The organism is Arthrobacter sp. Y3223166, from assembly GCF_059090935.1.
In genome coordinates this window covers 288,322-300,883 of the sequence record NZ_JBNHGE010000001.1, presented here as the reverse complement: position 1 = coordinate 300,883, position 12,562 = coordinate 288,322, and the positions used below count along the sequence as shown (strand labels likewise).

Sequence of the window (12,562 nt, the reverse complement as noted above, 5' to 3'; positions counted from 1 at the left end):
CAGCCGGGCTTAACGCGTGAATCAAGAAGCCTCGGTGAAGGAGGCGGCGGAACGAACGGCCGCCGTCTCCTTCACCGAAATATCGTCCAGGCGCCGGGGACCGATCCGGCGCTACTTCCACACCCACCCCGTGGTGATGGACTGGGTGCTGGTCGGCATCCACGTGCTGTTCGGCCTGCCTAATGCCCTGATCACGGCGGTCGCCGGCGAATGGCCGCCGTTGCTTTTGCTGCTGGCCGGCGGCGCCGCGCTGATCTGGCGGCGCCGGTCGCCGCTGCTGGTGCTGGCCGCCATCGCCCTGGTGGACTTTCTGATCGTGGTGCTGACCAGTACCGGCAGCGGCTCCTTTGCCATGTGGTTCGCCGTCTACACGGTCGCCACCGCCCGGCCGGCGGTCCAGGCCATCATCGCAGCGGTCCTCGCCGCCGTGCCCATGCTGGTGGGGATGGGCGTCCGGATGCCGCCGGAGATCGTCAAGCAGATTGCCCTCGGACAGGTCCCGAGCTACGTCGGACTGGTCACCGGCCTGGTGCTGGTCCTGGCCAACGTCATCGCCGCGGGCATCGGGGTCACGGTGCGCCGGGACCGGCTCCACGACGCCGAACTCCAGCGTTGGGCCACTGACAACGCCCGCCTGGCGTCGGCGACCGAACGCACCCGGATCGCCCGGGAGATGCACGACGTCGTGGCACACTCGCTCTCGGTGATGATCGCGCTCTCGGATGGCGCCGCCGTCGTCGCGCGCAAGGATCCGGAACGCGCCGGCCAGGTTTTGGACCGGCTGTCGGCGACCGGCCGGTCGGCGCTGGCCGACATGCGCAGGGTGCTGGGGGTGTTGCGCAGCGAAAACGGAACCGACGCGGCCCCGCTGGCGCCGGTGCCGTCCGGGGATCAGTTGACCGGGCTGCTGGACGGCTTCCGGGCCGCGGGCTTGCCGCTCCGCACGGTCATGGCAGGACCGGCGTTGCCCGAGGACCAGAATTTCCGGCTCACCGTGTTCCGCATTGTGCAGGAGTCGTTGACCAACGTGCTGCGCTACGCCAAGGACGCGTCCAGGGTGGACGTTGCCCTGATCCGCGACGGCGACGCCGTGCACATCACGGTGGCCGACGACGGCCGGCCGGACGGGCCGGCCGATTCACTCGGCGCGGGGCAGGGCCTGCACGGCATGCGGGAGCGGACCGCCATCTACGGCGGCCGCGTTGCCGCCGGTCCGCGGTCCGGCGGTGGTTGGATGGTGGAGGCAACCCTGTACTGGCCCGGAGAGGAAAACACGAGTGTCTGAGAGCGCGGACGGCAGCGAGGCCGGGCCGGTAAAAGTGCTGCTGGTGGACGACCAGCCGCTGCTGCGGATGGGGTTCAAGCTCATCCTGGAGGGCGAAGACGACGTCGCGGTGGTGGGGGAGGCGTCCGACGGCGCCGAGGCCCTGCGGCTGGCGCATGACCTCGCGCCGGACGTGGTGCTGATGGACGTCCGGATGCCGGTCATGGACGGCATCGAGGCCACCCGGCAGATCGTGGCCGCCGGGCTGTGCGCGCGGGTGATCATCCTGACCACCTTCGATCTGGACGAGTATGCCTTTGCCGGGCTGCAGGCCGGGGCCAGCGCCTTCCTGCTCAAGGACGTGGCACCCGCGGAACTGGTCCAGGCGGTGCGCCTGGTAGCCACCGGCGACGCCGTGGTGGCGCCCCGGGTGACGGCGCGCCTGTTGGAGACCTATGTGCGCGGCCTGACCCCGGGCGGCAGCCCGGCCGCGCCGCCGCAGCGCGACCCGTTGCTGGATGACCTGACCCCGCGCGAACTGGAAGTGCTGCGGACCATCGCCGAGGGTCTTTCCAACGCCGAGATCGCCCACCGGTTCTTCCTCTCGGAGGCGACCGTCAAGACGCACGTCCGGCGAATCCTCGCCAAGCTGCACCTGCGCGACCGGGTGCAGGCCGTGGTGTACGCGTACGAGACCGGGCTGGTGGTGCCCAGCCTGGGGCTGGACTACTGACACCGCCGATCCCCGGGGCGGGGCGCTCGGGACCCTTGTGCCGCAAGGTGCTGGCTCCCGGCCTGTGGGGGACGGCGCTCCCGGCCTGCCGCCCTGTGGAGGACAGGTCCGGCCGGCGGATTCACGAGCCCGGACCGCCGTCCGGTACCATTGGTAAGTCTGTGCTGTCGGCGCCGGCCGGTATTTCCTGTGACAATAGCCAAAACACACGGAAGTCGCCGCGCGGTGGCGGGCAGGCAACGCAACAGAACCTCCTGTTACGGAAAGACCGTGACCGCTTAGCCCGAAGGAGGTGGGTTCACAATGCGTGCTTATGAACTGATGGTAATCATCGACCCCGAGGTCGAAGAGCGTACCGTAGAGTCCTCGCTCGACAAGTTCCTCAACGTTGTCCGCAACGATGGTGGAACCATCGACAAGGTGGACATCTGGGGACGCCGCCGGCTCGCCTACGACATCAAGAAGAAGTCCGAAGGCATCTACGCGGTGGTCAATTTCACCGCCACTCCCGCCACTGCTGCTGAGCTTGACCGCCAGCTTGGTCTGAACGAGACCATCCTGCGCACCAAGATCATCCGCCCGGAGGAGCAGAAGATCTCCGCTGAGTAATCAGCTGTGATCGCCGCCCCCTTTCCGGGAGCGGCATTGACGAAGACATTCCCGCGCGCCGCCGGCAACCGGGACCAGGACATCAGGAGGCAACATGGCAGGCGAAACCGTTATCACGCTCGTCGGTAATCTCACCAACGATCCCGAGCTGCGGTTTACCCCGTCCGGGTCCGCGGTAGCGAACTTCACCGTTGCATCCACGCCGCGGACCTTCGACCGCCAGTCCAACGAATGGAAGGACGGGGAAACCCTGTTCCTCCGGGCGTCGGTGTGGCGCGAAGCTGCCGAGAACGTCGCCGAAACCCTGACCAAGGGCATGCGCGTGATCGTTCAGGGCCGGCTGAAGTCCCGTTCGTATGAAACCAAAGAGGGCGAAAAGCGTACCGTCATGGAGCTTGAGGTCGACGAAATCGGCCCCTCGCTGCGTTACGCCTCTGCCAAGGTCACCCGTACCCAGCGCTCCGGCGGTGGCCAGGGCGGCTTCGGCGGCGGCTTTGGCGGCGGTGGTTTCGGCGGCGGCCAGAACCAGGGCGGTTGGGGCGGACAGCAGTCCGGCCAGCAGCCCGCACCCCAGGACGACCCCTGGGGAGCACCAGCCGGCGGCACCTCCGGCGGCTGGGGCAACGGTCCGGACTCCAACGAACCGCCCTTCTAAAACAAACCCCATCCCGTGGAAAAGATCCACGGGCTCCACAAGATAAAGGAGCTCCACGATGGCTAAGGCTGAAATTCGTAAGCCCAAACCAAAGTCCAATCCCTTGAAGGCCGCTGACGTCACCGTCATCGACTACAAGGACGTAGCTTTGCTGCGCAAGTTCATCTCTGACCGCGGAAAGATCCGCGCCCGCCGCGTGACTGGCGTCACCGTACAGGAGCAGCGCAAGATCGCACTGGCAATCAAGAATGCCCGCGAAGTTGCCCTGCTGCCCTACTCCGGCGCTGGCCGCGGCTAAGCGAAGCGAAGAGGAGAGAGTACTGACATGGCAAAGCTCATTCTGACCCACGAAGTGACCGGTCTCGGCACTGCTGGCGATGTCGTCGAGGTAAAGAACGGTTACGCCCGTAACTACCTTCTGCCCCGCGGCTTCGCCCTGACCTGGACCAAGGGCGGCGAGAAGCAGGTGGAGTCCATCAAGGCTGCACGTGCCGCTCGCGAGATCGCATCCCTTGAAGACGCGCAGCAGCTGGCTGCCCAGCTGTCCGCCAAGCCGGTCACGCTGACCGTCAAGGCCGGCGAGTCGGGACGCCTGTTCGGCACCGTCAAGCAGGCCGACGTTGCTTCCGCTGTCGAGGCCGCCGGCCTCGGCGCCATCGACAAGCGCAAGGTCGAACTGACCGAGCACATCAAGTCGGTGGGCGACTACCAGGCCACCGTGCGTCTGCACGAAGAGGTCTCCGCCGTCATCGACCTGAAGGTCGTTGCAGGCTAACAGCCTCGCTGTCGCTGCAGGCCGGGTCCGTCCAGGACCCGGCCTGCGGCGTTTAACGCCCGGTACGCTGGAGGACGTGAGCACACATCAGTTCAGCCAGGTAGACGTTTTCGCCACCGGACCGTGCACGGGCAATCCGCTGGCGGTCGTCTCGGGTGCCGGCGACCTCAGGGAAGAGCAGATGCAGCGCTTCGCCAACTGGACCAACTTATCCGAGACCACCTTCCTCCTGCCGCCCGAAAACGCTGCAGCCGACTATCTGGTCCGGATCTTCACGCCCAGCGGCGAGCTGCCCTTCGCGGGCCACCCGACGCTGGGCACGGCCTACGTCTGGCTCGCCGCCGGCGGGCAGCCGAAGGCCGTCGGAGAAATTGTGCAGGAATGCGGCGCCGGCCTGGTCAAGGTCAAGCACGACGGCGGACGGCTGGCCTTCGCTGCGCCGCCCCGGCGGCGGACCGGGCCGCTTCCCGAGGAGAACGTCGCGAAGATCTGTGCCGCGCTGGGGATTGGACGGGACGAGGTGATCCGCCACCAGTGGGCGGACAACGGCCCCGAGTGGCAGGCCCTGCAGTTGCGGGACGCCCAGGCAGTCCTCGACGTCGTGCCCGACTATGCCGCCCTGTCACCGTTCGGCGTCGGACTGATCGGCGCCCATCCCGGCGGCTCCGCCGTCGACTTCGAAGTCCGCGGGCTCATGGGCTTCGAAGACCTGCCGGCGGAGGATCCGGCGACCGGCAGCCTGAATGCCGCGCTGGCGCAGTGGCTGATCGACGAGGGAGCGGCACCCGCTGCGTACACCGTTCGGCAGGGAACGGCGCTAGGCCGGGACGCCCGGGTCTACATCGACTCCGACGGCGGGGAGGTCTGGGTCGGCGGGACGGTAGAGACCGTGATCAGCGGGACAGTAAAGCTCTGACCCGCCCGCCCTAACGCTGGCCCTGCAGGGACTCGTGGTCGGTGGTGGTCATGTGCCGGTAGCCGAGCTGGACCAGTTCCCTCAGCACGTCGAGGTCGATGTCCCCGAGCTTGTTGATGTACAGGCACGCGGCGCCGGTTTTGTGCTTGCCCAGGCGCTCCAGCAGCGGCGCGGAGCCGGGCGCGTACGTCAGGCCGTAGAGGGCCAGATTGGCCTTCCGAGGCGAGAAGCCCACGGCGGCGGCGTCACCCTCGCGGCCGCTGGCATATTTGTAGTGGTAGCTGCCGAAGCCGATGATCGAGGGGCCCCACATGACCGGCTCCTCGCCGGTCACTTCCCGCATGAGGCGCAACACGGTCTCGCCGTCCCGGCGCCGCACCGGGTGTTCTACCGATGCAAGGAACACGTCGACGGGTACGTCCGTGGGTGCAGTCTTGTTCTCGGCCATGGCTGAAGTGTTCCAGAAAGCCCTGCCCGCTGCCAGCACCGCCAGGGGCCCAGGATCGTTGCGGCGCCGGCCGGGGTTGCGTGCGGACCTGTAGCTAGGGCTCCTCGTCCGGCTCGATCAAATCCACGAATTCATGGGCCTCCGCCTCGGTCGCCTCCGAGTGCTCTAATAGCAGACGGACGGCGCCGTCGCGATCGCCGCCCAGGGCAGCGGTGCGGATGCGCTGGAACACGGCGTCGTTCAGGCGGGTGCTGGCCACCTCCCTGATGGTGTCGCCCTTGGACACGATGGCCCGGTACCGGTATCCGGCCGGCTCGGGAAGCGGTGCGGGAGCGGTATCCGCCGGCGGCACGACCTTGTCCGCGGGGTATGCGGGGGCCGTCGCTCGTGGCTCCTCGTCCTCCGGCAGGTCCGCAGCGGCTGCCTGACGCGGTGCCTCGTTCTCCGGGTGAGCCGGGGACGACTCCCGCCCCTCCTTGTCCTCCGGGCGCGCCGGGTGCCCCTCCAGGGGCCCCTCGTCCTCCGGGCGGAGTGTAGGGGCGGCATCCTGGCGGGGTGCCGTGTAGGGCTGCGGGTGCGCGGACATCTGCGCGACGGCGGAGGTAGCCTCCCGGAGCCCCGCGCCGGTGGCGGTGCGGTATTCGCGGATCGCCGCAAAAGCCTGCCCCTGCGCGATCAGCGCGTAGACCGCGGTATGTTGCTGCTGGTTCAAGCGGCCGCTGGCCGCCGCGGCGGCCTCCCGGGTCGTGGCAGCTGCCGGCATCGCCGACGATCCGCGCCCCGGGCGGGGCCCGCGCGTCTTGTTGCGGGAAACCAGCCGCATGATCACCAGGCCGATCACGACCACCAGTACGGCGATGAGCAACGGCACCACAAATTCCATACTTGAATCGTACGTCCCGGACCATGGCCCGCGCGCCAACAGCCTTCGAAAGAGGGCATCACAGCTCTGTAATTTCAAGCTGTGGATAACCCGTGGATAACTTTCGCCTTACGCGTCTATTCCGAATCTGTCAACCGCAAAAATGGTGGAGAAATCAACAGCAAACTTCTTTTTGTCCACAGCCCGTGGATAGCGTTTTCGCAGGTCAGAGCGGGGTTACTCGCGAGTCAACTATTGTTTCCACAGCTCTGCGCACAGCCTGTGCACAAGACACGCCCACTGATCCACATTTTATCCACAGGGGGAGTGGATAACTCGCTTGGTGGGAAGGGGGAAGGGGGTTACCGTTGCGGAGTATCCCACTCGCAGCCCGCGCGTTGAACTGCAGTATGCGCCCTTTGGCGGTCCGACGAAATCGTCCGATCCGGCTGGTAGTTCTAGATCTGAGGGGGATGCGGTATCCGGTTCGAGGAGCAAAGAAAGCAGGCAGCGGTGTCGTTAGCGCACGCGGATTCGGCAACAGGTCGGGACTCCGAATTCGGCCGCACGCCGCCGCAAGACCTCGTGGCCGAGCAATCGGTCCTGGGCGGCATGATGCTCTCCAAAGACGCCATCGCCGACTGCGTTGAAGTGCTCCGCGGCGTGGACTTCTACCGCCCCGCCCACGAAAGCATCTACGAGGCCATCATCGACCTCTACGGCCGCGGCGAACCGGCCGACGCCGTCACCGTTTCCGACCTGTTGACCAAGCGCGGCGAGATTTCCCGCATCGGCGGACCCGCCTATCTGCATACCCTGATCCAGTCCGTGCCCACGGCCGCCAACGCAGGCTTCTACGCGGAGATCGTCCGGGAACGTGCCGTGCTCCGCCGCCTGGTCGACGCCGGCACCAAGATCGTTCAGCTGGGTTACTCGCAGGACGGCGAAGTCGACGCCATCGTCAACCAGGCCCAGGCCGAGATCTACGCCGTCGCCGAGCGCCGCACCGCTGAAGACTACGTCCCGCTCAAGGACATCATCGAAGGCACCGTCGACGAGATCGAATCCGCCGGACACCGCGGCGAAGGCATGACCGGCGTGCCCACCGGCTTCTATGAACTCGACGAGCTCACCCAGGGCCTGCACGGCGGGCAGATGATCGTCATCGCGGCGAGGCCGGCCGTTGGCAAATCCACCTTCGCACTGGATTTTGCGCGGTCTGCCGCGATCAAGAACAACATGACCACGGTCTTCTTCTCCCTGGAAATGGGCCGGAACGAAATCGCCATGCGCCTCCTCTCCGCGGAAGCCACCATCGGGCTTCAGGACCTGCGCAAGGGCACCATCAAGGACGAGCAGTGGGGCAAGATCGCCACCACCATGGGCCGGATGAACGACGCGCCCCTGTTCATCGACGACAGCCCCAACATGTCCCTGATGGAAATCCGGGCCAAGTGCCGGCGGCTCAAGCAGCGGCACGACCTGAAGCTGGTGGTGCTCGACTACCTCCAGCTGATGTCCTCCGGCAAGCGCGTCGAATCCCGCCAGCAGGAAGTCTCGGAGTTCTCCCGCGCCCTGAAACTGCTGGCCAAGGAACTCGAAGTCCCCGTCATCGCGCTTTCGCAGCTGAACCGTGGCTCGGAGCAGCGTACGGACAAGAAGCCGATGGTTTCCGACCTTCGCGAATCCGGTTCGATCGAGCAGGACGCCGACATGGTCATCCTGCTCCACCGCGAGGACATCTACGACAAGGAATCCCCGCGCGCCGGCGAAGCCGACGTCATTGTGGCCAAGCACCGTAACGGCCCGACCAAGACCATCGTGGTCGGCTTCCAGGGCCACTACTCACGCTTCGCCAACATGGCGGTCGAGCACGGCTAGCAGCCGTAGGGTTTCAGCCCACTTGCCGTTTACGACCTTTGGGGAGGGGTTCTATCGGTGCCCGCTGGCTTGAGGGCGCGGTGGTCGTGGGCCAGGCGGGTGGCGGCGTGGGTGATCGCCTCGGTCATCAGGCTGAGCACCTTCAGATCGACGTTGCTGAGGTCGTCGCCTGGCCGGTGATAGTTCGGATCGCAGGGCCGCTTGGCGGTGCCGCCGAAAAGGCGGGCCTGTTTGGTGGTTTTCTTCTCGTCGTCTCCGGTGTACAGCCCGCCCACGGCGACACCCTTTTTGACGAAAGACAACTGATCCGAGTCCATGTCCCAATCGGTGGCGACCCAGGGCTGGTCCCGGGTGTCGAAGTAGTCAGTGAAGACGTCCATGATCTCGGTCGAACCTTCGGGCACCTCGTGATGGGGCTTGGCGTCCCGTGCGTCATAGACGCCGATGATGGGGTTGGGCGAGGCGATCATGTCGAAGTTCAAGTAGGCGGCGATCCTGTCGAGTGCCTCGCTGTCGCGCTTGGCCAGGTGCTTGACGTAGTGCCGTGACCCGTATTCCTTCTTGTACTCCTCGGCGCCCCACCAGGCGAAGCGCACCGTGTTGCTGAGGCCCTCCTGACGGCCGAGCGCTTTGGCGGCCTCCACCACGGCCGCCACCCCGGAGCCGTTGTCATTGATCGCCGGACAGCCGGGCACCCCGTCGAGGTGGGCCCCGAGCATGATCACGTTCTCGTCGCTGCCGGATGCGGTCTCGGCGAGGATATTGAAGGTCTCGATCTGCTCGCCGCGGTGTTTGAAGGTGAAGTACTGGCGCGTGCTGCGATAGCCGGCACTCGCGAGTTGGCGTTCGACGTACTGGGCCGCGGCCTCGTACCCGGAGGTGCCGGTCGCGCGGTCGCCGTGCTCCTCGGCCAGGGCCTGGAACTCCTCCAGATGCTCGTAGGCGGCGGGAACCTTGCCCGGTGGGATCACGAGGCCTGATCTCAAGCGCCGGCTCAGCTTCATCATCGTCCCTATCCAGTACGACCCGGAGACGGCAGTCTACCCTCCTCCTCTCCGTGATGCACAACATAATTTCACTTGACACGCTGTAAAGATAACGGGCAGACTGTGTTCCACGCCTCACTGCCGAGGCGCGGCTCTCCGAGGCAATGGGCGTCCCCATCGTCCGGCTTCCGACCCGCCCCAGGACGATCAAAAGGAGCACACCGTGACCACACCGATCGAAGCAGACATCGACATCTGGGACGATGACGTCCTCGTCGACCCGTACCCCACCTACGCCGCCCTGCGCGAGCAGGCCGGCGTCGTCCGCCTGCCGAAGAATGACCTCTACGTCCTGACCCGCTACGACATCATCCGCGACGCCCTCGCCGATCCGGAGACGTTCTCCTCCACTAGCCTTGGCTTTAACCCGATGGTGAACGAGGCGCTGCAGGGCACCTCGCTCGCCTCCGACCCGCCCACGCACACGCAGCTGCGCGCGACCCTGTCGGAGAACCTCACGCCGCGCGCCCTGCGCGGACTGAAGGTCACCATTGACGAAAAAGCGGACAAGCTCGTCGCCGAACTCGTCGCCAGCGGCAGCTTCGAAGCCATCGACTCGCTGGCACGTGCCTTCCCGCTCGAAATCGTCGCCGACCTCATCGGCTTCAGCGGCCACGTCAAGGACAACATGCTGCGCTGGGGGCAAGCCGCGATGCAGGTCCTCGGACCGATGAACCACCGCACCCAGGAGAACTTCCCGATCGCCGGCGAGCTCTACGGCTGGTGCTCCTCCGTCACCGCCGAGGACCTCGTACCGGGGTCGATCGGCCGCGGCATCTTCGACGCCGAGACCCGCGGCGACATCCCGCAAGGAGCCGCCGGGCACATCATCCACCAGTACCTGGGCGCCGGCGTCGACACCACGATCGCCTCCATCGGGAACATCGTCGCACTCTTCGGCCGCCACCCTGAGCAGCTGGAACTCGTCCGCCAGAACCCGGAGCTCGTGCCCGCAGCGTTCGCCGAGGTGCTGCGCTACTGGCCCCCGATCCACATCTGGGGCCGGACGGCGACCCGCGACGTCGAGATCGATGGAGCAACCGTTCCCGCAGGAGCCCAGCTGGGCATCCTGTTCGGTGCCGGCAACCGCGACCCGCGGCACTATGAGAATCCCGACGTCTTCGACGTCACGCGCAACCCGGTGGACCATCTCAGCTTCGGCTACGGGCCGCACGGGTGCGCCGGCCAAGGCCTGGCGAAGCTTGAGGCCCACGCGATCATCGAGGCCCTGGCCCGCCGGGCGAAGGTGTTGGAGATTGGAGACGAGGTCCGCGTGCCCAGCAACATCACGCGCAGCCACGAACGCCTCGACGTCGTGAAGGCGGTGGCAGTGTGAGGATCGAGCTTGACCGCCCCCGCTGCGAAGGACACGGACTCTGCGAGGAAGCCGCGCCCCAACTCATGCACCTCGACGACGACGGCGAATTGGTGATCGACGTCCCCATGGTCGACGAGGCGGAGCTGGCCGCTGCGAAAGCCGCGGTACGGGTGTGCCCGGTGGCCGCGCTGCGGTTGGCGGAAAAATGACCCTGCGGCGGATCGTCGTCGTCGGCAACGGCATCGCCGGGCTCACCGCGTGCGACTCGCTGCGTTCGAATGGGTTCGACGGCGAGTTGACCGTCGTCGGGGCCGAGCCGCGCCACCCGTACAGCCGCCCGGCCCTCTCAAAGGCGCTGCTGCACGGCGACGGCGGGCTGCAAGCCCACGAGCTGCCCGAGCCAACCCACGAAGCGACCGACCTCCTCGGGGTCAGCGCCACAGGCATCGACCCGGAGGCGAAAGTCGTCCGGACCGACGGCGGCGATGAGCTGCCCTACGACGGCCTGGTCATCGCCTCCGGTTCACGGGCCAAGCGGCTTAGCCCGAGTCCGCTGTCAGAGGGCGCTCCCCGGGAGCTCACCCTGCGCACGCTCGAGGACGCGGTGGCGCTCAAACAGTGGGTCTCGGGCCGCCCCTCGGTGATCGTGGTCGGCGGCGGACCCTTGGGCATGGAGATCGCGTCCGGCTGCCTGCACGTCGGCTGCGACGTCACGCTGGTCTCCGACGTGCAGCCCCTCTCGCGGCAACTCGGGGACCACCTGTCCGGGATCTTCACTGCCGCCGCCGCCCGGCGCGGGCTGCGGTTCGTCAGTGGCAGCAGGGCGCGACTTATTGACTCCGGCTCGGGGGCGCGGGTTGCCCTTGCCGACGGCACTCGGCTTGAGGCGGACCTCGTCGTCACGGCCATCGGCGACGAACCGAACATCGAGTGGCTGACCGGTTCGGGTCTCCTTGTCGACGGGGCGCTGCGCGTCGATTCACGCGGCCGGGTCCGGCCGGACGTCGTTGCCGCCGGCGATGTGGCGTACTTCCCGACCGGCCGCGGGGAGGGGCGGGTGCCGTTGTGGACGAGCGCCATCGATCAGGCCAAGGTCGCGGCTGCCGGCCTGCTCAACGGCGACGCGGCGCCGGAGCTCGACTTCCAACCGTACTTCTGGACCGAAGGATTCGGGCTGTCCCTCAAGGCGATCGGCTTCACACCCGTGACCGGGGCGCCGGACTACCTGGAGCCGGGCGGCGAGCCCCACTCGATGCTGCTGCGTTGGGACGGCGCGGACGGCGGCCCCGGAACCGCGGCGGCGATCAACTACCGCATCCCCATTCCCAAACTGCGCCGCCTGGCCAATGTAGGTTCGTCCGCGCTGCAACCGGCTACGCCGGCGAAGTCTTGATGCCGTCGCTGCGAGAAGCCCAGAAACAGCTGACCCGCGACAGGATCGTCGAACGGGCGCTCGAACTCTTCATCGACAAGGGGTACGCCGCCACGACGATCGACGATATCGCCGCCGCTGCCGGCACCACCCGGGTGACCTTCTATGCGTACTACCCCTCGCGAAGCGATCTCATGGGGGACTTCATGGCCCGGGTGAATGCGGTCCTTGACCGCGCCGCCGGACCCGGCCATGCATCGACGGCCCCCGAGCTCGTGGATGTGGTCCGCGCGGGCGAGCCAGCCGGCATCCGCGACTGGCTCGAGTCGCGCGCAGTACTTTGGCCCGTCTTCCGCCCCTACCTGGATGTCCTCGACGAGGCTGCCGCCGTCGACCGCGAAGTGCGGGCCCTGGTCATGGGCTGGCGTGAGGAAGTAGTCTCCGACCTCGTCCGGGGCATGCAGCAGGCCGGCCGCTTCTCGGAGGAGACGCACCACGTCCGCGGAACGCTCGCGTTCACCCAGCTCAACTACGTCTCCACCCTCTGGACGAGCCGCACCTCAGAACCAAACCGTGGCCAGGCGCTCGGGGTCCTCGCCGAAAGCTGGTACCACCTGCTCGGCGACGCAGGCTGAGTAAAGACTTTTCAGATCGACGGCATTGGATTAGGGTGTGACGCACGG

Annotated in this window: 15 protein-coding genes; 12 read left to right on the top strand and 3 right to left on the bottom strand. The window is 67.0% G+C overall.

Translation table 11 applies throughout. The features are described from left to right. The first annotated feature begins 16 nt into the window (after window positions 1–16). The 7 genes from AC5RUH_RS01425 to AC5RUH_RS01395 all read left to right on the top strand — a co-directional run bounded on the left by AC5RUH_RS01425 (window position 17) and on the right by AC5RUH_RS01395 (window position 4,952). Window positions 17–1,285, top strand: coding sequence for a sensor histidine kinase (locus tag AC5RUH_RS01425; RefSeq protein WP_494127699.1), 1,269 nt, complete (start codon window positions 17–19; stop codon window positions 1,283–1,285). After that, window positions 1,278–1,997: a response regulator gene (locus AC5RUH_RS01420; protein ID WP_494127698.1), complete on the top strand. Its 720-nt coding sequence runs from the start codon at window positions 1,278–1,280 to the stop codon at window positions 1,995–1,997. The genes AC5RUH_RS01425 and AC5RUH_RS01420 overlap by 8 nt, the downstream gene beginning before the upstream one ends. A 303-nt stretch (window positions 1,998–2,300) precedes the next feature. After that, the gene (gene rpsF / locus AC5RUH_RS01415; protein ID WP_136787676.1) at window positions 2,301–2,606 is read left to right on the top strand and encodes a 30S ribosomal protein S6; all 306 of its coding nucleotides are present in this window, start codon (window positions 2,301–2,303) and stop codon (window positions 2,604–2,606) included. A 94-nt stretch (window positions 2,607–2,700) separates the two neighbouring features. Continuing rightward, the gene (locus tag AC5RUH_RS01410; RefSeq protein ID WP_494127697.1) at window positions 2,701–3,261 is read left to right on the top strand and encodes a single-stranded DNA-binding protein; all 561 of its coding nucleotides are present in this window, start codon (window positions 2,701–2,703) and stop codon (window positions 3,259–3,261) included. A gap of 58 nt (window positions 3,262–3,319) precedes the next feature. Further along, entirely contained in the window at window positions 3,320–3,559 is a 240-nt protein-coding gene (gene rpsR / locus AC5RUH_RS01405) for a 30S ribosomal protein S18 (RefSeq protein ID WP_136787674.1), read from the top strand. A 27-nt stretch (window positions 3,560–3,586) separates the two neighbouring features. Beyond that, complete coding sequence (gene rplI, locus AC5RUH_RS01400) at window positions 3,587–4,036, top strand: 50S ribosomal protein L9 (protein WP_493988326.1); 450 nt, start codon at window positions 3,587–3,589, stop codon at window positions 4,034–4,036. 76 nt (window positions 4,037–4,112) lie between these two features. After that, complete coding sequence (locus AC5RUH_RS01395) at window positions 4,113–4,952, top strand: PhzF family phenazine biosynthesis protein (protein WP_494127696.1); 840 nt, start codon at window positions 4,113–4,115, stop codon at window positions 4,950–4,952. A 10-nt stretch (window positions 4,953–4,962) separates the two neighbouring features. On the opposite strand, the gene AC5RUH_RS01390 is transcribed toward AC5RUH_RS01395, so the two are convergent. Both AC5RUH_RS01390 and AC5RUH_RS01385 read right to left on the bottom strand, forming a co-directional pair. After that, window positions 4,963–5,400 carry a DUF1801 domain-containing protein gene (locus tag AC5RUH_RS01390; protein ID WP_494127695.1) on the bottom strand — a complete coding sequence of 146 codons (438 nt, stop codon included), beginning with the start codon at window positions 5,398–5,400 and terminating at the stop codon, window positions 4,963–4,965. Between the two features lie 94 nt (window positions 5,401–5,494). Beyond that, on the bottom strand, window positions 5,495–6,283 hold the full coding sequence (locus AC5RUH_RS01385) for a hypothetical protein (RefSeq protein WP_494127694.1): 789 nt from the start codon (window positions 6,281–6,283) through the stop codon (window positions 5,495–5,497). 492 nt (window positions 6,284–6,775) lie between these two features. Here AC5RUH_RS01385 and dnaB point away from each other — a divergent pair, with 492 nt between their 5' ends. Further along, on the top strand, window positions 6,776–8,143 hold the full coding sequence (gene dnaB, locus AC5RUH_RS01380) for a replicative DNA helicase (RefSeq protein WP_493941666.1): 1,368 nt from the start codon (window positions 6,776–6,778) through the stop codon (window positions 8,141–8,143). A 29-nt stretch (window positions 8,144–8,172) separates the two neighbouring features. On the opposite strand, the gene AC5RUH_RS01375 is transcribed toward dnaB, so the two are convergent. Beyond that, window positions 8,173–9,150, bottom strand: coding sequence for a M20/M25/M40 family metallo-hydrolase (locus AC5RUH_RS01375; protein WP_494127693.1), 978 nt, complete (start codon window positions 9,148–9,150; stop codon window positions 8,173–8,175). Window positions 9,151–9,352: 202 nt separating this feature from the next. On the opposite strand from AC5RUH_RS01375, the gene AC5RUH_RS01370 reads away from it, so the two are divergent. From AC5RUH_RS01370 to AC5RUH_RS01355, 4 genes are read left to right on the top strand one after another with little or no spacing between them, the layout of a single operon-like run. Next, the gene (locus AC5RUH_RS01370) at window positions 9,353–10,525 is read left to right on the top strand and encodes a cytochrome P450 (protein WP_494127692.1); all 1,173 of its coding nucleotides are present in this window, start codon (window positions 9,353–9,355) and stop codon (window positions 10,523–10,525) included. Continuing rightward, window positions 10,522–10,716, top strand: a complete 195-nt coding sequence (locus AC5RUH_RS01365) for a ferredoxin (RefSeq protein WP_494001151.1) — start codon at window positions 10,522–10,524, stop codon at window positions 10,714–10,716. The genes AC5RUH_RS01370 and AC5RUH_RS01365 overlap by 4 nt, the downstream gene beginning before the upstream one ends. Further along, on the top strand, window positions 10,713–11,900 hold the full coding sequence (locus AC5RUH_RS01360) for an NAD(P)/FAD-dependent oxidoreductase (RefSeq protein ID WP_494127691.1): 1,188 nt from the start codon (window positions 10,713–10,715) through the stop codon (window positions 11,898–11,900). Before AC5RUH_RS01365 ends, AC5RUH_RS01360 begins: the two co-directional genes overlap by 4 nt. Then, window positions 11,900–12,514, top strand: a complete 615-nt coding sequence (locus AC5RUH_RS01355) for a TetR/AcrR family transcriptional regulator (protein ID WP_494127690.1) — start codon at window positions 11,900–11,902, stop codon at window positions 12,512–12,514. Before AC5RUH_RS01360 ends, AC5RUH_RS01355 begins: the two co-directional genes overlap by 1 nt. Window positions 12,515–12,562: the final 48 nt, after the last annotated feature.